General features: G+C 48.0%; 23 protein-coding genes. 16 read left to right on the top strand and 7 right to left on the bottom strand.

Annotated features, from left to right (window positions below; translation table 11 throughout):
- Positions 1 to 9 precede the first annotated feature (9 nt).
- Genes Y697_RS04080 through Y697_RS04030 form a run of 11 tightly spaced genes read left to right on the top strand, consistent with a single transcriptional unit; the run spans position 10 to position 12,454 of the window.
- Positions 10 to 474 carry an Asp23/Gls24 family envelope stress response protein gene (locus Y697_RS04080; RefSeq protein WP_014730635.1) on the top strand — a complete coding sequence of 155 codons (465 nt, stop codon included), beginning with the start codon at positions 10 to 12 and terminating at the stop codon, positions 472 to 474.
- A gap of 4 nt (positions 475 to 478) precedes the next feature.
- Positions 479 to 925, top strand: a complete 447-nt coding sequence (gene nusB, locus Y697_RS04075) for a transcription antitermination factor NusB (protein WP_121550428.1) — start codon at positions 479 to 481, stop codon at positions 923 to 925.
- A 10-nt stretch (positions 926 to 935) separates the two neighbouring features.
- Positions 936 to 2,603 (top strand): formate--tetrahydrofolate ligase, encoded by a 1,668-nt coding sequence (locus tag Y697_RS04070; protein WP_121550427.1) that lies wholly within the window; start codon positions 936 to 938, stop codon positions 2,601 to 2,603.
- A 10-nt stretch (positions 2,604 to 2,613) separates the two neighbouring features.
- Complete coding sequence (locus tag Y697_RS04065; protein WP_121550426.1) at positions 2,614 to 3,435, top strand: bifunctional 5,10-methylenetetrahydrofolate dehydrogenase/5,10-methenyltetrahydrofolate cyclohydrolase; 822 nt, start codon at positions 2,614 to 2,616, stop codon at positions 3,433 to 3,435.
- 3 nt (positions 3,436 to 3,438) lie between these two features.
- Positions 3,439 to 5,319: a 1-deoxy-D-xylulose-5-phosphate synthase gene (gene dxs, locus Y697_RS04060; RefSeq protein ID WP_121550425.1), complete on the top strand. Its 1,881-nt coding sequence runs from the start codon at positions 3,439 to 3,441 to the stop codon at positions 5,317 to 5,319.
- The gene (locus Y697_RS04055; RefSeq protein ID WP_014730630.1) at positions 5,294 to 5,641 is read left to right on the top strand and encodes an Asp23/Gls24 family envelope stress response protein; all 348 of its coding nucleotides are present in this window, start codon (positions 5,294 to 5,296) and stop codon (positions 5,639 to 5,641) included. The genes dxs and Y697_RS04055 overlap by 26 nt, the downstream gene beginning before the upstream one ends.
- A 15-nt stretch (positions 5,642 to 5,656) precedes the next feature.
- On the top strand, positions 5,657 to 7,321 hold the full coding sequence (locus tag Y697_RS04050; protein ID WP_121550424.1) for a DAK2 domain-containing protein: 1,665 nt from the start codon (positions 5,657 to 5,659) through the stop codon (positions 7,319 to 7,321).
- Between the two features lie 22 nt (positions 7,322 to 7,343).
- Positions 7,344 to 8,198 (top strand): glycine--tRNA ligase subunit alpha, encoded by an 855-nt coding sequence (locus Y697_RS04045; protein WP_014730628.1) that lies wholly within the window; start codon positions 7,344 to 7,346, stop codon positions 8,196 to 8,198.
- Positions 8,191 to 10,227 carry a glycine--tRNA ligase subunit beta gene (gene glyS / locus Y697_RS04040; protein WP_014730627.1) on the top strand — a complete coding sequence of 679 codons (2,037 nt, stop codon included), beginning with the start codon at positions 8,191 to 8,193 and terminating at the stop codon, positions 10,225 to 10,227. Before Y697_RS04045 ends, glyS begins: the two co-directional genes overlap by 8 nt.
- Before the next feature lie 7 nt (positions 10,228 to 10,234).
- Positions 10,235 to 11,131: a GTPase Era gene (era, locus tag Y697_RS04035; RefSeq protein WP_183083710.1), complete on the top strand. Its 897-nt coding sequence runs from the start codon at positions 10,235 to 10,237 to the stop codon at positions 11,129 to 11,131.
- A gap of 15 nt (positions 11,132 to 11,146) precedes the next feature.
- Complete coding sequence (locus Y697_RS04030) at positions 11,147 to 12,454, top strand: MFS transporter (protein ID WP_121550422.1); 1,308 nt, start codon at positions 11,147 to 11,149, stop codon at positions 12,452 to 12,454.
- A gap of 203 nt (positions 12,455 to 12,657) precedes the next feature.
- On the opposite strand, the gene Y697_RS04025 is transcribed toward Y697_RS04030, so the two are convergent.
- Positions 12,658 to 13,350, bottom strand: coding sequence for an N-acetylmuramoyl-L-alanine amidase (locus tag Y697_RS04025; RefSeq protein WP_121550421.1), 693 nt, complete (start codon positions 13,348 to 13,350; stop codon positions 12,658 to 12,660).
- A 711-nt stretch (positions 13,351 to 14,061) separates the two neighbouring features.
- Here Y697_RS04025 and Y697_RS04020 point away from each other — a divergent pair.
- From Y697_RS04020 to Y697_RS04000, 5 genes are all read left to right on the top strand, one after another.
- Positions 14,062 to 15,780 (top strand): ABC transporter substrate-binding protein, encoded by a 1,719-nt coding sequence (locus Y697_RS04020; RefSeq protein WP_121550420.1) that lies wholly within the window; start codon positions 14,062 to 14,064, stop codon positions 15,778 to 15,780.
- A gap of 14 nt (positions 15,781 to 15,794) precedes the next feature.
- Positions 15,795 to 17,510, top strand: a complete 1,716-nt coding sequence (locus Y697_RS04015; RefSeq protein ID WP_259462302.1) for an ABC transporter substrate-binding protein — start codon at positions 15,795 to 15,797, stop codon at positions 17,508 to 17,510.
- Positions 17,511 to 17,695: 185 nt separating this feature from the next.
- Positions 17,696 to 19,207 carry a PLP-dependent aminotransferase family protein gene (locus Y697_RS04010; protein WP_183083704.1) on the top strand — a complete coding sequence of 504 codons (1,512 nt, stop codon included), beginning with the start codon at positions 17,696 to 17,698 and terminating at the stop codon, positions 19,205 to 19,207.
- A gap of 163 nt (positions 19,208 to 19,370) precedes the next feature.
- A complete protein-coding gene (locus tag Y697_RS04005) occupies positions 19,371 to 20,444 on the top strand; it encodes an LVIVD repeat-containing protein (RefSeq protein WP_259462320.1) in 1,074 nt (357 codons plus the stop codon).
- A gap of 72 nt (positions 20,445 to 20,516) precedes the next feature.
- On the top strand, positions 20,517 to 21,518 hold the full coding sequence (locus Y697_RS04000) for an LVIVD repeat-containing protein (RefSeq protein ID WP_183083703.1): 1,002 nt from the start codon (positions 20,517 to 20,519) through the stop codon (positions 21,516 to 21,518).
- Here Y697_RS04000 and Y697_RS03995 read toward each other — a convergent pair.
- The 6 genes from Y697_RS03995 to Y697_RS03970 all read right to left on the bottom strand — a co-directional run bounded on the left by Y697_RS03995 (position 21,515) and on the right by Y697_RS03970 (position 25,692).
- A complete protein-coding gene (locus Y697_RS03995) occupies positions 21,515 to 22,522 on the bottom strand; it encodes a hypothetical protein (RefSeq protein ID WP_121550415.1) in 1,008 nt (335 codons plus the stop codon). The two genes, Y697_RS04000 and Y697_RS03995, sit on opposite strands and share 4 nt — an antisense overlap.
- 24 nt (positions 22,523 to 22,546) lie before the next feature.
- Positions 22,547 to 22,981 (bottom strand): hypothetical protein, encoded by a 435-nt coding sequence (locus tag Y697_RS03990; protein WP_183083702.1) that lies wholly within the window; start codon positions 22,979 to 22,981, stop codon positions 22,547 to 22,549.
- A gap of 171 nt (positions 22,982 to 23,152) precedes the next feature.
- Positions 23,153 to 23,557 (bottom strand): hypothetical protein, encoded by a 405-nt coding sequence (locus tag Y697_RS03985; protein ID WP_183083701.1) that lies wholly within the window; start codon positions 23,555 to 23,557, stop codon positions 23,153 to 23,155.
- A gap of 181 nt (positions 23,558 to 23,738) precedes the next feature.
- Complete coding sequence (locus Y697_RS03980) at positions 23,739 to 24,104, bottom strand: hypothetical protein (protein ID WP_121550412.1); 366 nt, start codon at positions 24,102 to 24,104, stop codon at positions 23,739 to 23,741.
- A gap of 100 nt (positions 24,105 to 24,204) precedes the next feature.
- Positions 24,205 to 24,618: a hypothetical protein gene (locus tag Y697_RS03975; protein ID WP_121550411.1), complete on the bottom strand. Its 414-nt coding sequence runs from the start codon at positions 24,616 to 24,618 to the stop codon at positions 24,205 to 24,207.
- Positions 24,619 to 24,660: 42 nt separating this feature from the next.
- On the bottom strand, positions 24,661 to 25,692 hold the full coding sequence (locus Y697_RS03970; RefSeq protein WP_121550410.1) for an LVIVD repeat-containing protein: 1,032 nt from the start codon (positions 25,690 to 25,692) through the stop codon (positions 24,661 to 24,663).
- Between the last annotated feature and the right edge of the window lie 1,057 nt (positions 25,693 to 26,749).

Below are 26,749 nucleotides of genomic sequence, written 5' to 3'. Positions count from 1 at the left end.
GGGAGAATTATGGATTTTGAAGAGACTGATCTCGGCAGAATCGAGATCTCGGAGGCTGTAATCCGGGATATCGCTATTCACTCCTACATAGAATTCTTGAAATTCGATCCTAAGGAAGCAAAAGCGCGGAAAGAGGCCAAGTCGACCGTAGATATCGATCTCGATGAGAAGGTCGATGGAACCAAGACAGTGAAGATAACCGTGAATACGAAGATTAAGTACGGCGTCTCGATACCCTCTCATGCCAGGAAGATGCAGGAGAAATTGAAGAACGACGTGGAGAGCTTCAGCGGGATAAAGGTTGAAGACGTTTCCATAACGATTGAAGACGTGTATGAAGAGGCTCAGAAACCTGCAATGTTTGAAGAGGAAGAGGAGTTTGAGAACTCCGAAGTGAAGCCCGAGCTTCAAGAAAGTAAGTCCGAGGAAACGGTCGAAGAGACTGAAGACGAAGACAGAGAGAAAGAGGTTTGAAGAGGTGAAGGCAGGTCCAAACAATAGCAGACGAAAGATGAGAGAAATTGTTTTCAGCGCGATCTATCAATTCGACTTCAATGAGGATTTGGAGTCTTCATCGGATTATCTCGAACAGGAGCTCAGCTTCTTTTCGATGGAGATGGAGATGAAATTGAGAACACGAAAGTATTTCGACACCATTTTGAAGAATCGCGATGAGATAGACGAGATAATAAGAAAACACCTCACCAACTGGACTTTCGAGAGACTTGCCTCAACCGACAAGAACGTCCTGAGGCTTGGAGCATACGAGATAATCTATGAGCCGGACATACCGATCGAAGTTACACTGAACGAATCAATAGACATCGCAAAGAAGTATGGTTCGGAACAGGGCGGCAAATTCGTAAATGGCGTTCTCGACAAAATCGCTCGAGAGTGCGCATCAACAGAGAAAAAGCATCTATAGGAGGTTTTTCATGCTGACTGATCTGGAGATAGCACAGAAAGCAGAATTGAAAGAAATAGACGAAATCGCCTCATCCGTCTCTATCCCTGACAAACATATTAGAAGATATGGAAAGCACATTGCAAAGATCTCACACCAGTATCTTAATGAGCTGCAGGACAAATCAGACGGAAAACTGGTTCTTGTGACAGCTATAAGCCCCACAAGCGCGGGCGAAGGGAAGACGACCACTTCTGTCGGTCTGGCGATGGCCCTGAACAAGATAGGGAAGAAATCCTTTGTTACTCTTAGGGAGCCGTCTGTCGGCCCGATCATGGGAATCAAGGGGGGAGCCGCCGGCGGCGGTTACTCTCAGGTGCTTCCGATGGAAGAGATTAACCTTCACTTTACTGGCGATTTTCACGCGATCTCGCTGGCACACAATCTTCTTTCTGCAGTTATCGATGCGCACATTAATTTCGACAACGAACTGAGAATCGATCCGGCGCAATTATACTGGCCGAGAACCATGGATATGAATGACAGGGCTCTCAGACAGATAATCGTAGGCCTTGGAGGGTCGGCGAACGGTTATCCGAGGGAGGACTCCTTCGTCATAACTGCCGCCTCCGAAATTATGGCGATCATCTGTCTTTCGAAGAACCTGGTCGATCTAAAGGAACGGCTGGCCAGAATAATCGTTGGTAGAAGCTACGATGGCGACTTCATAACCGTCAAGGATTTGAACGTTCAGGGGGCGATGGCCACGCTTCTGAAAGATGTTCTCGACCCGAATCTAGTCCAGACTATTGAAGGAACTCCTGCCTTTGTTCATGGAGGACCTTTTGCGAACATAGCACATGGAACAAACACCCTGACTGCGACAAAAATGGCTCTGAAGCTTTCCGATTATGTGATAACCGAGGCGGGCTTCGGGGCAGACCTGGGAGCAGAGAAATTCCTCGACTTCGTCTGCCCTGTCGGAGGCTTGAACCCAAGCGCAGTTGTTCTGGTCGCCTCGATCAGAGCCCTGAAGTTGAACGGGGGAGCTTCAAAGAAGGACATTCTGGAAGAAGATTTGTCGGCACTTGAAAAGGGCTTTGAAAACTTGAAGGTTCACTTCGAAAACATTCACAAGTACGGTATTCCAGTAATAGTTGCCCTTAATGAATTCCCGACAGACACTGAGAAGGAAAGAGAGAAATTCGACGGCCTCTGCAAGTCCAACTCGATACCTTACGAGCGGTCGAGTGTTTGGGCCGAAGGCGGCGCCGGGGGAGTAGACCTCGCCAGGAAGCTTGTCGAGCTTGTCGACGGTCCGAGCGATTACAAGCCATTGATTCCGATGGATCTCTCCTTCGAGGAAAAGCTGGACAAGCTGGCGAAAGAGATATATAGAGCCGGTAGAGTCGATCTTGAGCCGGCGGCAAAAAGCAAGTTAAGGCTCTTCAAGAAGCAGGGAGTCGATCGTCTACCGATAATCGTTGCCAAGACTCAGTATTCCATCTCCGACGACGACAAGAAACTGGGGGCTCCGCAGGGTTACACTTTCAAGGTGAGAGATCTAAATCTCTCTGCCGGCGCCGGGTTTATAGTTGTTGTCGCCGGAAAGATAATGCTGATGCCGGGACTGGGCAGGGATCCCAACGCCAAGCAGATAGATGTGGACGCGGACGGAAAGATAAGCGGGCTCTTTTGAGGTGGTGCATATGATACTTGATGGAAAGATCGTTTCAAAGAGCATATATGCAGAAATAAAGGAGAAGATCGGCAATAGAACTGGAGAGCTTCCTTCACTAGTTCTCTTCTGCGACGAACCGGACCCGTCCAACAAGACCTATATGAAATCGATAAGGAAGCAGGGGGAGAAACTCGGCATTGAAGTGATAGTGAGAGATAGTGGCAGCAATCCCGTCGAGGAGATCTCTGAACTGAACAAAGACAAGAGCGTTGCGGGAATAATGGTGATGCATCCGCTGAAGACCGCCAACGAAAAGGCCGTGCTGGCTGCGCTCGATCCCGGAAAGGATCTTGAGGGCCGAACCGTATCGAATCTCGGCGGAATAATCAACGATGAGGAGTTCTTCGCTCCCCCGACTGCCGAAGCCGTCATGGAGATTCTTGACTATTACGGGATCGAAGTGAAGGGGAGAGACATAACCATTGTCGGCAGATCAAATACGGTCGGGAAGCCTCTCGCACTGCTCTTACTGAAGAAAGGTGTGGACGGAACCGTGACAGTCTGCCATTCGAGGAGTAGAGACATCTCCGAGAAGACATTCAACGCCGATATAGTAGTCAGTGCCGTTGGAATTGCCGGGTTTATCGAGCGCGAGATGATCAGGCCCGGCGCAGTTGTGATAGATGTTGGAATTAACTTTGTGGATGGGAAGCTCGTGGGCGATGTAGACTTTGACGAGGTAAGCCAGATAGCGGCTGCGATTACACCCGTACCCGGGGGAGTCGGCAGTGTGACTACGGCGCTCCTTTTCAGACACTATTATAGATCTATCGAAAGAATGGAGTCGTAATTGATGAACGAACAGCCACTCTTCAGACGATTAAAAGACTACTCTTATACCCAGCTGGAGGTTCTGGCCGGTGAGATAAGAGATACCATAACGAGAGTCGTGTCCTCGAACACGGGCCATCTCGCTTCGAACCTGGGGACCGTCGAGCTGACGATAGCTCTCTACCGGGTATTCGACCCCGACGAAGACATAATCATCTGGGATACCGGGCATCAGGCTTACACTCACAAACTGCTCACAGGTCGGTTCGGTTCCTTCGGATCTCTCAGGAAGAAGGGCGGGATCAGCGGCTTCCTGAACAGAAAGGAGAGCCCTTACGACTTCTTTGGGGCCGGACACGTTGGAACGGCACTTCCTGCCGCAATGGGCATAGAGCAGGCAGAAAACATATTCCGCCACGCAAAGAACATTGTGGTTGTTGCAGGTGACGGAGCCCTGACTTCCGGTCTGGCTCTTGAAGCTCTTAATCAGATGAAGGACATCGGCTCCAAGATAAAAGTGGTAGTAAACGACAACGGTATGAGCATCGGAAAAAACGTGGGAAGCCTCTCTTCTTCTCTTGCCGAATTAAGGCTGAACCCCGTCTACAGAGAAATGAAAGGCGACTTGAAAAACGCCCTTGAGACGATGAGGCTCGGAAGCCTCGAGCAGTTCCTTTCGAAGATAAAGAGCGGATTGAAAGCCTCGATTCTCGGCGGCAATATTTTCGAAGACATGGGGTTGAACTACGTGGGTCCTGTGAAGGGCCACGATTTTCAGGAGCTGGAGGCCGTTTTTTCGGCCGTAAAGCAGTTGCCGGAACCTTTCTTTGTCCATATAGTCACTAAGAAGGGGAAGGGCCTCGAATACGCCGAAAGCAATCCCACTAGATTTCACAGCGTAAGCAGAATCGACCCTGAAAACGGCGAGAAGATCTCCCGAAATGGGGAACTTACTTACAGTGAAGTCTTCGGAAATGTTCTGACGGAACTGGCAAAGAAAGACCCATCAATTTCCGCTATTACGGCAGCGATGCCCGACGGAACGGGCCTGGCAGGGTTTGCCGCGAAACATACCGCAAGGTTCTTCGATCTTGGAATAACCGAGCAGCTCTGCACTACCTTTGCGTCCGGAATGGCTGCGGCCGGGACGAAACCCGTCTTCGCTGTGTACTCGACCTTCCTGCAGAGAGCGCTGGATCAGCTGATCCACGACGTTGCCCTCCAGGATCTTCCGGTTCTCTTCGCGATAGACAGGGCAGGCATAGTAGGTCAGGACGGCGCGACCCACAATGGAATCTTCGACATATCGTTCCTTTCGATGATTCCAAATATGCAGATTCTCGCTCCTTCGAGCCTGAAGGAACTGGCGAATATGATCTTCACTCTCTTCACCGAGAAGTGGATGGACCATCCCACTGCGATAAGATATCCGAGAGAGACGGAGCTCCAGAACATCGAAGAGATTGTCTCGAACATGAGGAAGATGGACCCGTTCAAGTGGGAAAAGGTGATCGACGGAAAGGAAACTGCCATCCTTGCAACGGGATCGATGGTTTCCAGAAGCAGGGAGGCCGCTCTCTTGAACGGATGCGCTCTTTTTAACTGCAGATCAATAAAACCGCTGGACAAAGCGGCTCTGGGAAAGATCTTCGCCGATTACGACACGATAGTGACGGTTGAAGAGGGAATAAAGAGCGGAGGCTTCGGCTCCAATGTGGCGCTTGAGGCTTCAAGGCAGAACTACAATGGTAGAATCGATATTATTGCAATTGAGGACCGTTTTTCTTCTCACGGCACGAGGGAAGAGGTATTGAATGAGCTGGGGTTGGATGCCAGGGGAATAGAGAATAGAATCTCTAAACTGAGAGGTGAAAAGAATGCAAGTAACTACAGAATTCGGTAAGATCGATATTTCTCTTCAGGCGATATCTTCGATAGTCAAAAAGGTTGTGTCTGAGTCTTACGGGCCGGTGAACGTCGGATCGCCCCAAACGGGCTTTCTGACAAAGCTTTTCGGCACGGGAGAGGATTCTAGAAAGGGAATCAAAGTAACCGAGGAGATCGACGGCACGCTTGAGATTGATATCGATCTGATTCTCGAGTACGGCGTTAGAATCCCCACCGTCGTTGAGAACATCCAGGAAAACGTATTTCACAAGTTGAAGGAGCTTACTGAAGCGACCAATATCAAGGTGAATATTCACGTTGTCGGCTTGCAGGATTGATGGGAGGCTAAGCAGATGAAACGTATCAACGGCAAGTTTTTTGTCGCAGCCTTCCGGAAAGCCGCTGAACGACTTCTTGCAAATAAAGATGAGATCAACGCGCTTAATGTCTTTCCCGTTCCAGACGGAGATACTGGATCGAATATGGCGGCCGCCATGATAGAGGCGTGCGAATATCTCGACAGATTGAAGAAAGATGACTTGGTGAGCGTTCTGGAATCGGTAAAGACTGGAATGTTAATGGGCGCCAGGGGAAACTCCGGTGTAATCCTCTCTCAGATATTTAGAGGATTCGCCGAGGGGATAGGAAACAGAAAATTCGTCAACACCAAGGCCTTTACAGAGGGTCTGACAAAAGCTAGAGAAATCGCTTATAGATCCGTAATGAAACCGGTCGAGGGAACAATGTTGACCGTCATGAAGGTCTCCGCAGATACTGCCAACGAAGAATTCGGAGGCATAGAGGACTTTGACGAGTACTTCGAGAAGCTCGTAGAAGTCGCTTTCGATACGGTTGAGAAGACCCCAACCCTCTTACCGAAACTGAAAGAGGCCGGAGTGGTCGATTCCGGCGCAAAGGGTCTGGCGTACATATTTGAAGGCTTCCTGCTGGCTACTAAAGGCGATATAGAGCTTGAAGGACCGCTTCAGCAGATGCCGCAGGCGATGGGATCTTCAACGGAGCGTATAGTTGAGATCGTACGTGAAGAGCTCAAGTTCACATACTGCACCGAATTGATAGTGAAACTCGATGAGTCTGACAGCCAGGAAGAGACCTCTGAACTGCTGAAAGCATACCTGGAAGAGATGGGAGATTCTATTGTCATGGTCCATCAGGATGAGATCATAAAGATTCACGTCCACACAGACCACCCTGGAGATGTTATTGAGAAGTTCCTCGGTGTAGGATTCCTTCAGAAGGTGAAGATAGACAACATGAAGGTCCAGCATGAGCACATAGTAGATATTCAGTCGAGAGGACCTGAGATGTTCGGAAAGGAAAAGCACCACGGAGTGATAGTGGTTTCACCGGGAGACGGTCTTGCCGATGTTCTGAAGAGTCTTGGCGTAGACTACGCCGTTAAGGGCGGTCAGACGATGAATCCAAGTCTAAAAGACCTTTACGAAGCAATCAGCAGAATTGCCGCTGACAAAGTGATTGTCCTTCCCAACAACCCGAACATAATTTTGACTGCCAAAGAGGCGGCGAACGCAATTCACGACGACAATCCCGGAAAAGAAGTTTACATAATCCCTACGCGCACGGTTCAGGAAGGGATAGCTGCGATGACCGTGTATAACGACGAGATGGATAGCGAGTCTCTAATAAGAGAAATGGAAGAAGCGGCTGAAGCAGTTTCTCCGATCTCGATTACATACGCCGTTCGCGATTCCAGCATGAAGGGAAAGAAGATAAGGAAAGGCGAGTATATAGCAATCGGTAGAGACGGTTTGATAACCTCGGGCAGAAAGCTCGAGAAGCTCGTTCACGACTCGATTAAGACCGTTCTTGGAAAAGATGACGACAAAGAGGTCGTCACGATATTCTACGGATCGGAAGTGTCGGAGGAAGCCGCAGGAAAACTGCTTGAATCTCTTTCGGGAAGTTTCTCCGATTTCGAATTCGAAATTCACAGCGGCGGACAGCCCTATTATTACTACCTGATTTCCATTGAATAGACAAGAAGCTCAGGAGGGAACGATGTACTTACAAGACGTAGTAGAGAAACTCAACTCATACTGGTCTATGCAGGGGTGTATCATAGACCAGCCTTACGACCTCGAAATGGGGGCCGGAACATTCCACCCTTCAACTTTTCTCAGGTCGCTAGGAAAGAAACCCTGGAAAGTTGCCTTCATTCAGCCCAGCAGGAGACCGACCGACGGTCGATACGGCGAAAACCCAATGAGAGTTCAGAGATACTTCCAGTATCAGGTGATAATCAAACCCAACCCGGAGAACTCTCAGGAGCTATACCTAGGTTCTCTGGAAGCTCTGGGAATAAACCCAAAGGAACATGATATTCGATTCGTGGAAGACAACTGGGAGTCTCCGACTCTGGGAGCCTGGGGTGTGGGCTGGGAAGTCTGGCTCGATGGAATGGAGGTCAGCCAGTTCACATATTTCCAGCAGGTCGGCGGAATCGATGTCGACCTGGTTTCGCTCGAGATCACCTACGGGCTCGAAAGAATTACGATGTACCTTCAGAAGAAAGCCAATATATTCGATATAGACTGGAATGAAGAGTTCAAATACGGCGATGTCTTCCTCGAAAACGAGAAGGAATTCTCCGCCTACAATTTCGACGTTGCAGACACCTCAAGGCTCTTCGAACTTTACAGATTCTACAGGGAGGAATTCGACCTGTGCATGGAGCATGGTCTAGTAAGACCTTCATACGACTACATGATCAAATGTTCTCACGCCTTCAATTTGCTCGACGCCAGAAATGCCATAAGCGTATCCCAGCGTCAAAGCTACATCAAATCGATTAGAGAGATGGCGAAGGCAGTGGCCGAAGCGTACGTAGCTAAGGAGCGCGATACAGATGAGTGATCACAAAGCTCTACTGGAAGTTGGAATAGAGGAGCTTCCCTCAAGTGAAGTTCAGGGTATAAAAACTCAGCTTAAGGAGAGAATAGAGAGATCGCTTGACAATAACCGTCTTGGCTACGGAGAGCTCGAGGTCTTCGTGGCGAGCAGGAGATTCGGAGTGCTAATTCACGGCATTGAGCTGAAGCAATCAGACTTTGTGGAGAAGAAGAAGGGTCCGTCCGAGAAAATCGCCTACAAAGAAGGTGAACCTACCAGGGCTCTGCTGGGTTTCCTCAGGGGAAGCAACGCTCAGCTTGAAGACGTCAGCGTAGAGGGCGGATACGTCTATGTGCAGAGAGAAATAATCGGGAAGATGGCGGAAGAACTGCTGCCTCAAATCTTCTCGGAATCTCTGAGGTCTCTCGAGTTCAAGAAGCCGATGCGCTGGGGGGACGGCACTTACAGATTCGCGAGGCCGGTCAAATGGATAACAGCAATGCTTGACACAGAAATCCTCGATATGGAGCTCTTCGGAAAGAGATCGTCGAATAAGTCCAGGGGACACCGTTTCTTCTTCGATGAAGTTGAAGTATCGCCTGAGAATTACTTTCAGAATATGAGAGATGCTCTGGTGATCGCTCGAGAGAGCGATAGAGAAGAAAGAACACTTTCCGAAATCAGAAGAATTGAATCGGATATTCATAGCCAGATTCCTGTTGATCAAGAACTGCTTGCCGAAGTCGTCTCTTTGACAGAATACCCAACGGCAGTTCTGGGAAACTTCATGGAGAAGTACCTCTCACTCCCGCCTGAAGTAATAATCGTAACTATAAAGCACCATCAGAGAACTTTTCCAGTGTACAAAGAAGGTAAGCTGACCAACAACTTCGTTGCCTTTCAGGACGGGCCGGCCGACCCTCTGGGAAATATCAGACTGGGGTATGAAGAGGTCATAAACGCTAGGCTCGAAGATGCCTTCTTCTACTTCGAGAAGGACAAAGAGAGACCTTTCGAGCAGTACGTGGACGGGCTCCAGGGTATCTTGTTCCAGCGAGGTCTCGGCACATTGAGGGACAAAACGGAAAGGACTACAGCGCTTTCCTCAGAGATCTCGAGGAGGCTGAAGGCCAAGAGCGATGAACTCTTCGAGGTCGAAAGAACGGCTCTTCTGGCGAAGGCCGACCAGATCACCCGAGTGGTGCAGGAATTCCCCGAGCTTCAGGGCATCATGGGAAGAATCTATGCGGAAGCATCGGGAGAGAAGTCCGGTGTCGCACTTGGCATAGAAGAGCACTACCGTGACATCCTCGTGCCCACGACGCTAACTGGAGCGGTAGTGGGGGTCTCAGACAGGATAGACACGCTTGCAGGAAACTTCGCCATAGGAAACATCCCGTCTGCATCGAAAGATCCTTACGCTCTGAGAAGAAAAGCCTCTTTCATATTCAGGACCATGCATCATCTTGGATGGAAGCTCGATCTTCTCGAGCTCCTGGAAAGGGCTTTGAACAATCTAAACAAGACTTCCGAAGAGACTCTAGATTCGTTGAAAGACTTCTTCTCCAGCAGGTATGAAGCCTTTCTTCTCGAAAGAGGTTTCTCCATGAATATTGCTCGATCGGTGAAGATGTGGTGGAGATTTCCTTATCTTGGAGTGAGAGCCGCAGAGGCTATCTCCGAATACGTGAAGAACGAGGATTTCAATGACCTTCTGATTGCTTATCAGAGGGTCCACAATATAAGCAGAGGTCATTCGGGAAACAGTTTTGACGGGTCTAAGTTCATCGAGCAGGCCGAACGCGATTTACTGAACAACTATTTGAAATGCTTCGACGATGTCATGGAAGCGCTCGAGCGTGACGATTTCGAGAAATCACTCCAGCTGCTTACATCGCTAAAGCCTCATATAGACAGATACTTCGACGATGTCTTTGTTATGGCCGAACAGGAAGATATCCGCCTCAACAGACTCGGCTTCCTCAAATCGGTAGATCAGCTCTTCTTGAAAATAGGCGACCTCTCGCTGCTTCTCGAAGAAGAGAGAGTGTGAAGTGTCAGTGAAGTCCGGGACTGTAGCGTTAGTGGGAAAGCCCAATGTGGGAAAGTCCACATTGATAAACACCATCATCGGCGAGAAGATCGCTATCGTCTCGGACAAACCGCAGACCACCAGAAACCGCATAGGCGGAATACTGACAACGAAGAAGGGGCAGATCGTCTTCTACGATACCCCCGGGATTCACAAGCCTCTTCACAGGCTAGGGCAATACATTCTCAAGGTCGCGACTTCGTCGCTCGCCGGTTCAGACCTGCTGCTGGTAATAGTCGACCCGACTGACGGGCTCCGCGAATCGGACAGGCTCGTTGCCAATCACGTCAACCAAAGCCGAATTCCCGTCTTTCTTGCCATCAACAAGGTTGATGAATACAAAAATGAAAGGCTTCTTCAGGATTTCCAGGCAAAGGCCGAAGAGCTTTTCAACGACATTCGCCGCACCTTCCTGATATCTGCCAAGAAGGGAGACGGTGTTGAAGAACTGCTGGAAACCATCTTCGATTTTCTTCCAGAGGGAAAAATGCTATTCCCCGAAGACCTCATAACCGATCGTTCATCTAGATTTATGGCGTCGGAGGTTATTCGTGAGAAGGTTCTGCAGAACACCAGACAGGAAATTCCCCACTCGGTGGGAGTCGTTGTTCAGGAGTTCAGCGACGAGGCTAACATACTGAAGATTAGGGCCGATGTAATCGTTGAGAGAAGCAGCCAGAAGCCGATAATTCTCGGCAAGGGCGGTTCAATGATCAAGATTATCGGCACTGAAGCAAGGAAGGATCTCGAGTATATATTCGATCAGAAGATCTTCCTCGATCTGTTCGTCAAAGTGCGGGAAAAGTGGAGAGATAAGGATACCTTAATACAGGAGTTCACTAATCTAAGAGACGAACTTCAATAGACCGGGGGGTTTTAGATGAAAAAGGGAAAGGCGACTTTCGTTCTCTTTCTTTTGCTCTTCATGATGGTCTTTCTAAACGCGGACCAGATGGTCATGTCTCCGAACATGGGGGAAATCGAGGCCGAATTCGGGATAACAAAGGCAGACATCGGGCTGATTCAGGGTTCATTCACTATCGTAGGGGCCTTGATTTCACTTCTCTGGGGCTTCTTTGCCGACAAGTACAACCGAAAGCTCCTCCTTCTCTTAAGCGTTCTGGTGGGCGAGATTCCTTGTTTTCTTTCCGCCTTCGTGCAGACCTTTCCCCAGCTTTTCGTTGCCAGAGCCTTAACGGGAATAGGAGTCGGAGCCCTCTTTCCGGTAGTCTTCTCTTATGCCGGCGATGCCTTCAAAGAGTCTCAGAGAGCCAAAGTAAATTCCTTTCTTTCGACCGCGATCTCTCTGGGAGCCATAGTGGGCATGGTTATAGCCGGCTTCACCGGTGCATCGCTCGGCTGGAGAATCCCGTTCATAATTGTCTCTCTGCCCAATATACTTCTCGCTCTCCTATTCTTTCTTTTTGCGGAAGAGCCAAAGAGGGGAGCCGCCGAAGTGGCCGTGGGCGATCTCGTAGACAAGGGCGTAAACTACATAGGAAAAGTAAGACTCTCGGACTACAAGAATCTCTTCAAAGTGAAAACCAATCTGATCCTCTTCATACAGGGGATCCTCGGCACGATTCCCTGGGGTGCGATTCCATACTATCTGGTGAACTTCTTCGAAACCTCGAAGAACCTGTCGAAGGAATCGGCAACTATGATATTCATCTTCTTTGGAGTCGGGAACGTGCTCGGAATATTCTTTGGAGGACTTATCGGCGGCCTGCTCTACAAGAAGAAGCCGTCCTACATGCCTCTTTTCAGCGGAATAATGACGATAATAGGGACGTTCGTCGCTCTTCTGGCACTGAACTTCCCGCCCGTTGAAGGAGCAGGCGGCTTCGTAATGCTTGGTGCGCTGGGGATGGTTGCTGCCGCTTCCGCTTCTATGACCGGACCCAACATGAAGACCATGCTTATGAATGTCAATGCCCCGGAAAACAGGGGAAGAATCTTTTCCATCTTCAACCTAACCGATTCTCTCGGGACTGGATTCGGGCAGTTCTTTGCCGGGACGCTTGCGACCGCGGTTGGATCTCTAGGTGTGGCAATGAACGTCTCTGCATTGTTCTGGCTCCCATGCGGACTGGTTTTGCTGACCGCTGCGCTGGTATTTCCAAAGGACATTGTCTCCCTGAACAAGAAGATGAAAGAAGCCGCTCTCACAATGGAGAAGGAAAAATAGAGGCTTGTCAAGAGGTCGAAATCGCTTCCAGGAGTAACTTTGACTTGGAATATAGAAGATAAAGTTGTATAATCTAATTGCTGAAGTAACCCTCAGACCGCTTCGCTGCCCTCGAAAAGGGCAGCAATTTTTATTATATTGAGAGCATCGGCAAAGCGCTTGAAATTCAAATTGTTCTGAGTTCTGCTTTTGATAAGCAATACCTACTTCGTAAGAAAATAATCCGCGATTCCGGTAACGAGAGCCTCGACAAGCTTTTCCCTGTAATCCTGGGTGGAGAGAAGGACATCTTCTTCAGGATTGGACATATACCCCGCTTCGAAGATTATTACAGGGACTTTCGACCAGTTGAACCCCGTCATGTCATCACGAACTCTGATTCCGAGAGACTTTATTCCGCTTATCTGCAGCAAGCTCGCATGGATCTTCTCGGCAGCCTTCCTGCTCTCTTCGTAGATCGGTGCGGTGTGAACGGACGACGCAGAAGGAACAAGCAACATAAATCCTTTCAGGCTGCTTTCGGAGCTGTAGTTTGCGTGTATCCGGACACAAAGATCCGCCTTTGCCTCGTTTGCTATCTCTGCCCTCTCTATGTTGCTCACGTTGACTTCGTGACTCTCTCTAGTCATCACGACGTCGTACCCCTCTTCGAGAAGCCTATCCCTAAGCATGAAAGAGAATTCCAAATTGAAGACGTATTCAGGAATCCCGGTAGAGGAGCCGCGCGTTCCGGTAGAAACCCTCGCCTTGGTCGTTTCAGAACCCGGAGCGATCTGCTCGTGAGAAAAGTCGGCTTCCTTCTGATGACCGGGATCGATGCATATAGTAAGTGAAAGGCCCAGGGTGGCAAACAACATTACAATTGTTGAAAGGACTATTCTTCTCTTTGAATGCATTGAATCACTCCTAACTCTTAATCAATATAGATTATAACTTCTTTACGAATGCGCGAGGTTAAGCAGCGCGAAATGAGATTGCGTTTCTCCTTCAAAGAAGAGTCTCAAGAGACGTTCTCGGATTTGCATTCAGGACTGATACTTTTCATTTGACAGAACCTTAATAGAAAGTCATTGGCTTTGCAGAGAATACATCTCTCGAAATGCCTGAATGTTCATGTGAGAGATCGTTAAAACGCTATTAGGACTATCAAGTGAACATAATCAACCATGAAGGCCCAAGACTGACTTCTGTCATAGACTGGAGTGATTTTAGATGTAGGTTCAATTGCGTTTGCTTTTATTTTAATTCTAGTGACTTCATTGTTTTACAAAAAATCATGCTCTACTGTTCGATCAGTTGTTTGATTGATAGACTTCATGCAATATAATCTACGTGTAACCGAAAAGATGTTTTGCTACATATGCCGTGTCGCTTCATTGAATTTTCATTTGTGTCCCTCTATCTGGATGGAGGGAAAGGGAATACGAAGCTTGATACTGGCTCATTTATTACTCCTCTTTCACACTCTGTTCTTCCATCTAACAGCGAACAAGCTTTGCCCTGAAACCTACTGTTGAACCGAGGCTTTTTCAGCGTGCAGGTGCAAGAAAAATGTGTCCTCCGGGTCCGCATTGTGAGAGGACAATTGTTGGAAGGGAGATGGGATTATGAAAAGAGTGTTAATCCTCGTTTCTATGCTTACTATTTTATTTGTCGCAGGATTGGCCTCAGAACCAGATTACTTCATTGTCGACTGTAACGGCAAGCCGGGAGGGTCGCTGAGCATCGATGGCACCGATCCACTGTCTCTAAATCCGGCGTTTGGCATGGATGGGGGATCGGCAATTACACTCGACCTGATTACGGAGTCGCTTCTGGATGAAAATGAATTTGGATTCCCGGAGCATCCGGCTCTATGCAAGGATTGGTGGATCTCAGAAGACGGGTGCACATTGAGTTTTGTCATTCGCGAGGGCCTCCAGTGGTCAGATGGACAACCATTCACTATTGAGGACGTTAGATGGACTTTCGAAGAGATATATTTAGTCGCAGAGATGACTCTGTTCGGAAACAGTAATTTCATGAGCTCTGCAGGTGATCTGCCATTGGTAGAAGTGGAGGGCAACACGATCTCATTCACATGGAGCGAGCCAAATGCCCTCGCGCCGAGAACTATCGGCCTAACTCCGATTCTCCCAAAACACTGCCTGGAAAAGAACGTAACTGAAGGGACTTTCTCTACCGCATGGAATATCGGTGAATTCGAGAAAGTAGTCGTCATGGGTCCATTCGTTGTTGGGAAGTATTATCAAGGCGATATGATAGTTCTTGAAAGGAACCCTTATTACTGGAGATTCGATAGCTCGGGCTTCAGATTACCCTATCTCGACAAAATCTTCATAACGGTTTCCACAAACATGGAACAGGTTCTCATAAGGTTTGAAGCAGGCGAACTCGACATAATCAATCCAACTGCCGACCAGTTTCCGAGAATTCTCTCAATGGCAGAGGAAAAGGGCTGGAAAGCTGTCACCGGTCAACCGAGACCGCTGAGTGAGTTCCTCATGTTCAACTTCAATGTTCCCGATCCGGTGAAAAGCGAGTGGTTCAGAAACGAACACTTCAGGAAGGCGATAGCCTACGCCATGGATCGAAAATCGGTCCTGGATACAGTTTACTGTGGTCTGGGAGTCATACTGCACGGTCCGGTATCCTCATCCAGTATTTACTACGATCCCCAGGTGGAGGAGTTCAGTTACGACTTCTCGCCGACCCGGGCAAAGCTTGAGCTAAAACGAGGCGGCTTCGACTGGAGGAGCGACGGAACCTGTATCGACGAGTATGGGAATCCGGTGAGTTTCCAGATACTAACGTGTTCTTGGAACAGCCAGTGGATCGGAATCGTCACGATACTCTCAGATCAGCTTTCAAAGATTGGAATCAACGCAACTACTGCATTCATGGACTGGGACTCATTTGTTACCAGAGCCTATTTAGGGACATTTGATTCAATGACAATGGGGGAAGGAAGTACTGAGCCGGGTCTCCTTGAAACGGTCTACCATTCAAAGGGGACGAGTCATTACTGGAACTTCCATCCAGATTACAATCCAAGCGATCACATAACTGAGGAGACCTATTTTTATCCCGATTGGCAGAAGAGAATAGATGAGATCTTGGAAGCGCAAAAATCCGTTATTGAACTGGACGAGAGATGCGAATTGTTCTCTGAGTTCCAGCTGCTGTTGGCTGAGCACATGCCTTCGATTTTCATGACAACTCAGCTACTGCTCTATGCATATGATAGCGATATACATCATGGCCCGTGGATCTATGGGGCGATGCTTGGAATGCCCTGGAGACCATGGGATGTCTGGAGAGATTGAAGGGAGATGCTAAAGTGAAGCGCATATCAACGGCCTTCATCGTCGTGCTTTCCTTCTGCTGTGTGTTTTCGAGAGCGCAAGATTATTATGTCGCAGAAGTCTCCGGCAAACCGGGAGGGACACTGAGCGTTGATGGAATGGATCCCAGATCTCTGAATCCTGCTTTCGGAAATGACGGTGCTTCTCTAAACATACTTAAATTCATTGTAGAGTCGCTTCTGGATGAAAATGAATTTGGATTCCCGGAGCATCCGGCTCTATGCAAGGATTGGTGGATTTCGGAAGACGGGTGTACATTGAGTTTTGTCATTCGTGAGGGCCTTCAGTGGTCAGATGGACAACCATTCACTATTGAGGACGTGAGATGGACTTTCGAAGAGATATATTTAGTCGCGGAGATGACTCTGTTCGGAAACAGTACTTTTATGAGCTCTGCAGGTGATCTGCCATTGGTGGAAGTGGAGGGCAACACGATCTCATTCACATGGAGCGAGCCAAACGCCCTCGCACCAAGGACTATCGGTCTGACTCCCATACTACCGAAGCATTCTCTCGAAGAGTATGTCGCAAATGGGACTTTTCCGTCTGCCTGGAATATTGGAGAAACCGAGAAAGTTGTGGTTATGGGACCCTTCGTCATTGAGCAGTTTCACCTGGGAGATATGATAGTACTTGAGAAGAACCCGTATTATTGGAGATTCGATAGCTCGGGCTTCAGATTGCCCTATATAGATAAGATCTTTGTCAAGGTCTCCACGAGCATGGAGCAAGCTCTTCTTCGTTTCGAGGCTGGCGAACTTGATGTCTATAATCCATCGGCTGAACAGTTCCCCCGTGTGCTCTCGATGGCCGAGGAAAAGAGCTGGAGTGTTTTGGCCGGTCAGCCGAGACCGCTGACTGAGTTCCTCATGTTCAACTTCAATGCTCCCGATCCGGTGAAGCGCGAGTGGTTCAGAAACGAACACTTCAGGAAGGCGATAGCTTATTTGATGGATCGAGAATCGATTCTCAACACGATCTTTTCTGGACTGGGCGCCTCTATTCACGGGCCATTATCTTCATCGAGCATCTATTACGATCCCAAGGTGGAGGAGTTCAGTTACGACTTTTCGCCAACCCGGGCAAGGCTTGAGCTAAAACGAGGCGGCTTCGAATGGAGGAGCGACGGTACCTGTATCGACAGTTATGGAAATCCTGTACGATTCGAGATACTAACCTGTCCTTGGAACAGCCAGTGGGTGGGAATCGTCACAGTTCTCTCAGATCAGCTTTCGAAGATTGGAATCAACGCAACTACTGCATTCATGGACTGGGACACATATGTTACCAAAGCCCATTCTGGAACATTCGACTCAATGACTCTCGCAGAGGGAGGCGCTGAACCGGGGCTCCTTACAATGGTCTACCATTCAAGAGGGGTGAGACATTACTGGAATTATCATCCAGATTACAATCTAAGCGATCACATAACCGAGGAGACCTATTTTTATCCCGACTGGCAGAAGAGAATAGATGAGATCTTGGAAGTGCAAAGATACATTGTTGATCTGGAAGAGAGATGCCAATTGTTCTCCGAATTCCAGTTGGTGATGGCCCAACATTTGCCGATCGTCTTTACGGCCACACAACTTCTTCTCTATGCGTACGACAATAGCATCCATCATGGGCCATGGATATATGGATCGATGTTCGAACTGCCATGGCGACCATGGGATGTCTGGAGAGAGTGAAGGGAGATGCTCAGGTGAAGCGCATATCAACGGCCTTCATCGTCGTGCTTTCCTTCTGCTGTGTGTTTTCGAGAGCGCAAGATTATTTTTTTTGCAGAAGTCTCCGGTAAACCAAGATGAATTTGGTGAATAGATTCACTTCAGTCAGTTGAATATATACTAGACTCAAAAAGTGGGTGAGACAGGTGTTCAGAATCGATTTTCAGCTGGATAAGGACAGCACGGTTCCGTTATATTTGCAGTTAATCGAAAGGCTAAGAAAGAAAATCCTTTCAGGTGAATATCCCGACGGCTCTAAGTTACCTTCTGTTAGAGAAATCGAACAGCTTCTCGGCGTAAGCAAGAATGTTGTCTTGAAAGCTATGAACGAACTCTACGTGGATGATCTTGTCTACCGAGAAGTGGGCAGCGGTACATATATTCGCGCGAAAAAAGAGAAGGGAGCCGACACCGAACCTATCGACTGGTGCAAACACCTGGATACCTGGTACAGACATACACATCAGTTCAAGAAGAGATCACCGACGAGCGAAACTGCGACGCGCGGTCTCCAGGTGATTTTTCATAATGAATCGCCGGACGATGAACTGATCCCACATCAGCTCCTTAAGGCCCTCACGCAAAGAGCGATGAAAAGTGACATCTTCATGGAGACGGTTAACTATGTGGAGCATCCAAAAGGATTGCGTGATCTTCGAAAAGCAATATGTATGCGACTCGGATGTAATGGGGAGAGCCTAAAGCCGGAAAATGTTATCGTAAGCGGCAGAAACGTCGAATCGGAGCATTTGATATTCAAAGCCTTCACCAGACAGGGAGAAACAGTTGTGATTGAAAACCCCACAAATATGAACGTGCTTGGAATTCTGAAGACCCTGCATCTGAAGGTAATTCCCGTTAGAAGAAGTATCGAAGGAATCGATCTTAACCAACTTGAAGGCGCACTCAAAACGAATTCGGTGAAACTTGTCTATTTGCAGTCAACTGCGGGTGAACCGATGGGTACGACTATGCCTGACAGGAAGAAACAGGAACTTGTAAGGCTTGCCGCAAGTCACAGAGTTCCAATTGTCGACGACTTGACCGGCGGCTCCGAGTTTCAGTACACGGGAAAGACTCCCTTTCCAATGCGCCACTTTGAGGAAGACAACGTTGTTTTCGAAATACATGACATAGTGAAAACCTTTGGAGCTGGAGTCACAACAGGCTGGATAGTAGGCCCGGATAAAGCTTTGGACATATTATGGAGTTCAATGAGAGTCATGGAGAGAGATGTCGCAGGATTACTTCAGCTGGTGACGAATGAGATACTCAACTCCGAGTTTTACGATCACCATCTTTCCTTCGTCCATGAGAAACTTACAAAAAGACGAGAATTGTTAATCCATGCCTGTAACAGATATCTGCCGTCATATGCCAAAGCCAATATCTGTGATTCGGGAACCAGCTGGTGGGTAGAGCTTCCGAAGGGCTTTGATGTGCGCGACATAAGAAGGAATCTCAACAGAAAGAACATAGAGATTGCGCCGGGAAACTGGTTCTTCAATGACGAAAAAGGGTACAACTTCTTCAGACTGGGACTGTATGTGAAGGAAGAGTACATAGAACCGGCGCTGATAGAAATAGGAAAGACAATTGAGAGGTACAGAAAACACGAGTTCGGCTCAGTCACGAAGTTCGAATACACAAGCTGGTGATGTGCACTGTAGTGGATTTCGAGGTTGAAAGTGGCTCATTCAACGAGAAGAGTTCACTTCTGTTCGGTGCAAAGGAGCTTAATCGAAAACTCATTCAAAGACTGCCGTTAACACGTGAAGTTTCGAAGTCACTCCTGGCTCTTTGGAAGGAGCGTGATTGTCTGTGAAAAGGTTCATGATCACTTCGGAAAGCGAGCTCCCCATAGAACCGTACGATCCGGCCTTCGTCGTTCTCGATGTTACCGATCCGCGCAAGATATCCTTCGTAGATCGAATAAGGACTCTGGGTACGACCGTTTCATTCGCTTCTCATAATGGGCTTCTCTTCTGCAGTGAAATTGGCCACCTGGAAATCTTCGACGTTTCGAGCCTTCCAAAAATCTCCAGAGTATCCATGTTTGAGGGAAACCATCCAGGCAACACAACACTGTATGAAGTGTCGGAAAAGCGCCTGTACCTTTCAAGCTATCAGCATGGAATAAGCGTAATTGATGTCAAGAACCCGACTTCGCCTGTTCTGCTCGGGTCATGTGATTGCGACATTTCGGTTGAACCCACCGCCACTTATGGACCGTATGGGATCTCCCAGATCGAAAAGAAGGGAAGCTTTGTGTATGGAGTTGCTATGGACTACTCGATGACAAAGGGGCGTGAAGCTCTCTATGTTTACGACGTCGGAGACGTGGGAAACATAGAGAAGGCTGCCAGATTGAGTACAACCCCTGTTAGGGGTCATGGAATGGCAATAGTAGGAAGCCACTTGTTCGCGGTGGGTGCATGCGGAATTCTCTCAATAGACATATCATCTCCCGAGGAGCCACTCACGATTGGAGAACTGCCGCTTGAAGGGAGATTCGGCGTTTTCGCCCGAGATTACAGGAATCGACTCCTAATCTCGGGAAGAATACTTGAATTCGCCGAAGAAGAGAGTTATGCAAAGGCTGACAGCAAATTGTCTTCAAAGCCGCTCCTCTCGAGCGACAGGTCTCAGAATGGATTCTTTCAGGTAATCGACGTTTCAAACCCGATCCATCCTCGTCTTTTGAGCGAGACCCGTATAGACACGGGAGAGGGCTTTGGACTTCTCGTGGATAAAGATACCGCCTATCTGGCCTGCTCTAACGGTGTCGCGACTGTGGACGTTAAAGATGTAAACAACCCAACAGTTTTAGCTTTTTTTGATGAACTGGATCAGACAAAGGAATACATAGGAGTGGCAACAGTAGAAGCAGACTGAAGAAGTCTTAAATATCTCCTCTAACTCTTAAAACGGGTTCATGATTTTGGGCCTGGTGGAGGCATGATTTCTGTGAAACGTCTTGTTTTCGGCGAGAATCTATCTGGCTGGAATATCGGTTCCTCATTCATCTTGGCAGATGTCTCCGACCCGGCGAAGATATCCGTAAACGCCAGGGTTAAAGCTTCGGGAAACTGCATGGCCTTCCTAGTCGATTCGGGAAGACTCTATTGCCTTGAAAGAGAGTTCTTCGAGGTCTTCGACATCGCAGATATCGAGAACATAAGAATGCTGAAAAGAATAGAAGGATATAGTGGAGGATACATTCTTTTAGATAAAATGAAGGAGCTGCTCTACCTATCTAACTGGAGGCGGGGAATTGCAATCCTGGATGTCTCAAAAAGGGACGACCCGATTCCACTGGGAAGCGCCGATTGTGACTGCGTAGATCTTCATCCCGTTGGAAATGATGGACCATATGGTATGTCAAGCGGCCTTTGTCTCAGAGGCAATTTCCTGTTTGGAGCTACCATGGATTACGTCACGTCGAGAAACCTGGGAGCTTTGTACGTGTACGATGTTTCAGATCCTTCGAATCCAAAGAAAGTCACGAAAATCCCGACTCCGGAATTCAGAGCGCACGGCATGGATTCGAAAGGCAACTATGTCTTCGCCGTCGGTGCGCACGGGGTTCTATCATTCGACATCTCCATTCCTGAAGACCCCATGATTGTTGGAGAGCTGAAGACAGGCAATCACTTTTTAGTGAGCGCGAAGCTAGCAGATGACTTTCTCTTTGCAGTTGGTGTTATTCACAGCTCCGTCGAACACAACGGAATTCTTGACGTAATAGATATCTCTAACCCTCTGCACCCTCGACTCATTGGAGAAATTGTCTTGCCGTTGAGTTTCTTCGGGGACAGCATAACGATCGACAATGAGATAGCCTATGTCGTCTGTGACTCGGGCGTGGCGATTGTAGATATCGGCAGACCGGAATCGCCGAGATTGCTCACCGCTCGAAACGCTCCTGAAGGCAAATGGAACTCGGGAATACACGTATATGATATCTAATAAGCTCGATCAAATGTGAGTATCTCCAGTCCGGAAGCAATTCTGGAACTGTCGGAGGGGCGGAACAGATGGGTAATATCCGGATTAGCGGGATCACTAACGTCGATGACCCGCAGCCCGAAATTCGAGACGAGGATGAGTCTCTCCCCGGTCTTTCTCATCGACACGTCTTGATTGTCTGAAAGAAAGTTAATATACAGAAGCGTCTTTCCCATGAACTTTGGTTCATCTGATACCCTCAGATCGACAACGTTGAGAAAGGCCGTTGTCGACCTAAGAGCCCATTCATGCTCGACAAGATAAGCAAAGTCTCCATAGACAATCAATCCAACTCCCCTGGTCCCGTCCCTTTCCACAAGTGCCGAACGTCCGCTTTCATTAATGTCATTGACGTTCCTGATCATAAGACTGTTGAATCCAGAGATATACAGTCTCTCACCTTTTATCGCAAGAACGTTGCCCTTGCAGGGGGCAATACTCACTCTTTCTTTCATTTGCGGACTCTCGGGCGAAGTGACGTCGTAAATCAGCAGGCATTCACGGTGAGATGAAGTGCTCAAATCATTAACAAGCAACAGAAGACGGTTGTCGAGCAAGGCGATATCCGTCATTAATAGATCTTCCGAAAGATTTCCAGGATAGATGTGACTGAGCAACTTCGGCTCTTCTCGTTCCGCTATGCTTATGATCCCAACACCCTGAACTTCGTTTAGAACGAATATGAGATCTCTGTGTACATCCGGAGCGATCTTCTTCCCTCCGAACCCCTTGAAATGAGAGATAAGACTTACTTCCGGCAGCATTGCTGCATTGTAGATATCGACTTCGGAATTTCCTGAACAGACGAGATAATTGCCGATTCCGAACAGGTCTCTGTAAAAACCTTGACATGGTGTCCTGCCAACAAGCGCCGGTGTCTGATTACGAGTAATATCGACCACCATGAAGGCGCAGTCACCTCTCTCATCAGGATCAGAATCCATGGAAATCGCGAAGTCTCTCATGATCTCTCCCGCCTCTCATCGATCTCAAGCAGAAAAGTCTATGATCTCGATGGCATCATAGACCATGTCTGCTCCCGAGGGCCCACAAAGACTTCTAACGGCAGGTTTCTCGGGGTTAGCGATTTCTACTGCCGAAATAGTACCGTCGCTTACGACATATACAAGATCCTTAACTAATGCCAAGTTCCAGCTAACACGCCCTAATGTCGGCGTTTCTCCAATCTCCCTCATATGAAGGGGATTGGTGATGTCAAAAATCGACAGTACCCCGGCAGAGCCTTCCGGAGCGTAATCTGACCCTGCATTGTAAAGCAGGTTTCCCCGGATAACCGAGTTACAGCACATTCTCGCCTTTTGTTCATGCCTGTTGATGAGAACGGGATCGAGCGGCTCTGAAATGTCGAAAACAAGTATGCTTTCAAAACCCGAGGCATAAGCAAGATCACCTTTAGCAACCATTCCATGGCTTCTCCAGGGAGCGGTGCTGATCATTCCCTTTTGCTGAGGGTTTTATGGATCTGCAATATCGTAAACAATGAAGACCTCTCTGTGCTTGTCGTCAGTATAGTCACAGGTCACGCAGAAAGCGTATCTCCCTCGAACCACAATTCCTGCAACCCCATAGGGTCCTTACGGACTGTCGTCGTCAGGCAAGACCTGGTAGTTGCACGACGCCCTACCGATCAAAGATGGATTATACGGATCATGAATGTCGACGATAGTGATTCCTCTCTTCCAGGAAGTCAGATAAGCGTAATCGCCGCCAGATGAAAGCTCCATATCGATTCCACCAAACAGGTCAATATGTGAGATCTCTTTCACAGAATTCAGGTCGGAGACATCGTATATTGAGAAACCCTTGGACATCGAGCAGTAGATCAATCCGTCTTTGTATGCCAAGGATACAACTAAGCTATGAGTCTCCATTTCAAATATCGAAGACAACCGAAACGGGTCGGTCGCATCGATGAAACTGAGTCTGAACTTGGTTCCCTTCGGGAAATTGCTTTCGCTAACAACAAGGACTCTTTTCATCACCGGAGCACCTCTTCTCTGATCGGTCCTGATCCAGCATTATTATACTTAACAAGGATCTATTTCATCTATCCCAAAACAGTCTCTCGCCCAACATTGATCAAAAAAATGGCCCGCTGTGCGGGCCGATCCTCTAGTTAGAAGGGAAAAGGGTTTTGTACTCTTTTTATCGAGACTTGTATCACAGTGTAAGATAAGTGGGAACGCCGTTCAAAAACTCTTGAGCAAATCTGTCTTTATCCGCGGCGACAACTGCCACGCTTTCCAGACCGGTTTCGTCTTTGAAGAAGACTATTACCTTATCGAAGGGGCAGAGAACGCAGCCGTACTTTTCTGCTCCCAGACAAAGCTCCTTCCACAGAACTTCGATCCCTATTCTGCTGAAGAGATTCAGGCAGATTTCCGAGATGTCCAGTTTGTAGTCACCCCCGGCTGTGTGGACGTACACTTGCGTTACTGTCACAGTTCCATCGAGATCGTATCTAGCAATTGCCAGTGATGCAAATATCGTTATCAGGAAAAAGATTATTATGAAAGTCTTTCTCATTCTTTTGCACCTCCTTCAGAAAAGAATTCATTGTCTCATCGAATCATTCCATGCACACTTTTCCAAAACCATTGAGAGTCATCTGAATAGTACGAGATAATCAGGCTTCAATAGTAGTTCCATAATCATGCGTGAAATTCCATTCATTTGCGGCCAGTACCGCAACCTTCTCCACACCTTTTTCGATGTAGAAGACAATTACCCTGTCACTTGTTGAAAGCGAAAGGCCTCTCTCTATTGCCGTCCTACATACTTCTTGCCAGAGCAAACATCTGGATGCACAACTGCAGAAGTCGCTGCAATTTTCGTTAACTGCGACTTGAACATCTCCTCCTGACGTGTGAATGTATACGGCAAAGATCTGAGAAGCGTGGTAATTGTTGACTGCAGATCTTTCTGCGAGCATTTCGGGACCGGCGCCGCCTTCGAAAATAGTCCTTGTTTCCGTGCTAGCCAAAACACTGACCGAGAACAGCAGTACAAGGCTTACAAGAAGAATCGCTACCTTTTTCATACCAAACACCTCCTATAATCGGTTCGAAACGTGATCTATGGGCTAAGAAACCCTTTCTTCTTTAAACACTTCATCCCGATAGTCAATTACCTCGATGCCTTCCGCAATTTTGTCGACTTCACAAGGAGTACACAGATTAAGCAGCTTAGGTTTCTCGGGATCGGCTACGTCGACTATCGCCAGGCCGCATTGACAGGAGAGATAAGCGAGATTATCCACAACTTTGACGTTAGTGGCCGCTCTTGCGGGAATCAGAAGCTCACTAATACTCTCTACGTGAAGAGGATTTGAAATGTCGAGTATCCTCAATCCTGCAAGCTTCTTGTTGGGCTCATATACTATTTCGGGAACGTACAGATAATCACCGGAAAGCCAGGGATTCATACCAAAACGGTCGGGAGTTTCTATCAAAGAGATGGTTGCGGGTTCTTCAGGCCTCGAGATATCGATAACCATCGTACTTCTCAAGCCTACTATGACAACGTAATTCCTTTTCAGTACTATGCCGTGGCCACGACATGGGTAAGTATTCACTCTAGCGATCCACTTTGGGCTGCGCGGTCTCGAAATATCAAAGACGTAAAGAGCCTCTCTGTTCTGGAGCATGTCGTAATCCATAGTAGAGGCGAAGAGAAGCCCATTATGCACTGCAAGACCGGAGACGCCATAGGGGTGAATTTCTCCATTGTTTCTTTCATCTCCGTTACACCCCATTCCTCCAATCATTCTTGGCTCATAGGGATCATTTATGTCGATTATTAAGACACCGTTCTTCCAATCGGCAAGAAAGGCCTTCTTCTTTCTTTCCGAGATCACTATCTGACAGCCACCGTTTGCGGCGAGCCTTGAAAGCAATCTAGGCGCAAATGGGTCAGAAATGTCAAAGATCATGAAACTGCCTGGAAGAGTGCAATAGAGGAAGCCGTTACTGCTCGCGAAACTCCCGCAATGATCGGGAAGCTTGCTTCTGCTTAGAACCACCGGTTCAAGGGGATTGCTGACGTCTATCAGTGCAAAGCCGCAATCGCTCTTTGATGGAAAGTGAGAATCTGCTGTAACGACAACTCTCTTCATTCAGTCCACCTCGCTCTAGAAACTTCAATCAGTAAAAATTCACTCTCAGATACAAGGGGGGCCATTGGCCCCCCTCTACCTTTTTCCTCGGGTCTGGGCCCCTTTATGATAAATATGGACCTCTTCTGAATGACCGTTCCTCATCTTCCTGAAACAAGTATAGGATCGTTTTTCGCCTTCAAAGGGTACATTTACTCCTAAGTTCAGGGGAACACTTTAATTTTCTTTGAAGAAATACTCTGTTCTATAAACATTTAATAGAGGGCACTATAGCAGTTGAAAGAAGACTATCGGAAATTCCCGACACAAATTGGCAGGGTTAAAAATGGGAAAGACCGGGGTTGGGGGTCGCAGATTCGTGGTAGGAATAGCAAAAGAACTGGTCCATAGTTGAACGGTTATTCTTTCTCCAAGGAGAACCTGTTATTCGTTCCAGAATGAGGAACTGTTCTTCGTTCTTGGCTAGACCATTTATTAAGAGCTTAGAGAAAAGGGGAAAGCAGAGCGGATCGGTAAGGATCTGGGATCTTGAAAAGCCCTGAAGAACTCTTTAATCCACTCTCGAGAGGTGTAAATGGCTCCATTATCGACGGGGTGTGTGCACTGAGCACATCAAGAACGGACCTCATGTTCATGACGCAATGTGATGCATTCATGACAACCTAAGATAGTCATCCCGGACCTGATCCGGGATCTGGGCTTTTGAAAGACCGGGGTTGGGGTCAGCAGGTAGGGGGTTGGAAAGAGCAAAGGAACAGTTCCAAGTTGCAAGTTGTCGTGTGCCAAGAAGGCGAAGAAGGGAACTTCTAGCCATGCTTAATCGAAGATGAGGGTGGGCCCCTCGAAGCCGTCATGCAGGTGGAGGCTTCAAACCACCGTAAGCTGCTGTGGTAAAGAGCCATGGTAGTGAACGTTACGGGAAAAGGCGGGACAGTGATCCCGTCAGGTGAGTACCAGAGGAGACGAATACAAGTGAACCACCGTGAACGTGTCGTAAGAACTACTAGTGTCATCAAAACCGGGGGGTGCAACTATCCCGGGATAAGTCTGGAGGAAA

The organism is Mesotoga sp. BH458_6_3_2_1, from assembly GCF_003664995.1.
Taxonomy (GTDB): domain Bacteria; phylum Thermotogota; class Thermotogae; order Petrotogales; family Kosmotogaceae; genus Mesotoga.
The sequence above is the reverse complement of the archived record's forward strand: the minus strand, read 5'-3'. Positions and strand labels throughout refer to the sequence as shown.

What these genes read in the sequence shown, in the direction of transcription:
- Y697_RS04080 (WP_014730635.1), top strand. Translation starts at nt 10, where the DNA reads ATGGATTTTGAAGAGACTGATCTCGGCAGAATCGAGATCTCGGAGGCT.
- Y697_RS04070 (WP_121550427.1), top strand. Translation starts at nt 936, where the DNA reads ATGCTGACTGATCTGGAGATAGCACAGAAAGCAGAATTGAAAGAAATA.
- Y697_RS04065 (WP_121550426.1), top strand. Translation starts at nt 2,614, where the DNA reads ATGATACTTGATGGAAAGATCGTTTCAAAGAGCATATATGCAGAAATA.
- dxs (WP_121550425.1), top strand. Translation starts at nt 3,439, where the DNA reads ATGAACGAACAGCCACTCTTCAGACGATTAAAAGACTACTCTTATACC.
- Y697_RS04055 (WP_014730630.1), top strand. Translation starts at nt 5,294, where the DNA reads ATGCAAGTAACTACAGAATTCGGTAAGATCGATATTTCTCTTCAGGCG.
- Y697_RS04050 (WP_121550424.1), top strand. Translation starts at nt 5,657, where the DNA reads ATGAAACGTATCAACGGCAAGTTTTTTGTCGCAGCCTTCCGGAAAGCC.
- Y697_RS04045 (WP_014730628.1), top strand. Translation starts at nt 7,344, where the DNA reads ATGTACTTACAAGACGTAGTAGAGAAACTCAACTCATACTGGTCTATG.
- glyS (WP_014730627.1), top strand. Translation starts at nt 8,191, where the DNA reads ATGAGTGATCACAAAGCTCTACTGGAAGTTGGAATAGAGGAGCTTCCC.
- Y697_RS04030 (WP_121550422.1), top strand. Translation starts at nt 11,147, where the DNA reads ATGAAAAAGGGAAAGGCGACTTTCGTTCTCTTTCTTTTGCTCTTCATG.
- Y697_RS04025 (WP_121550421.1), bottom strand. Translation starts at nt 13,350, where the DNA reads ATGCATTCAAAGAGAAGAATAGTCCTTTCAACAATTGTAATGTTGTTT.
- Y697_RS04020 (WP_121550420.1), top strand. Translation starts at nt 14,062, where the DNA reads ATGAAAAGAGTGTTAATCCTCGTTTCTATGCTTACTATTTTATTTGTC.
- Y697_RS03995 (WP_121550415.1), bottom strand. Translation starts at nt 22,522, where the DNA reads ATGAGAGACTTCGCGATTTCCATGGATTCTGATCCTGATGAGAGAGGT.
- Y697_RS03990 (WP_183083702.1), bottom strand. Translation starts at nt 22,981, where the DNA reads ATGGTTGCTAAAGGTGATCTTGCTTATGCCTCGGGTTTTGAAAGCATA.
- Y697_RS03985 (WP_183083701.1), bottom strand. Translation starts at nt 23,557, where the DNA reads ATGAAAAGAGTCCTTGTTGTTAGCGAAAGCAATTTCCCGAAGGGAACC.
- Y697_RS03980 (WP_121550412.1), bottom strand. Translation starts at nt 24,104, where the DNA reads ATGAGAAAGACTTTCATAATAATCTTTTTCCTGATAACGATATTTGCA.
- Y697_RS03975 (WP_121550411.1), bottom strand. Translation starts at nt 24,618, where the DNA reads ATGAAAAAGGTAGCGATTCTTCTTGTAAGCCTTGTACTGCTGTTCTCG.
- Y697_RS03970 (WP_121550410.1), bottom strand. Translation starts at nt 25,692, where the DNA reads ATGAAGAGAGTTGTCGTTACAGCAGATTCTCACTTTCCATCAAAGAGC.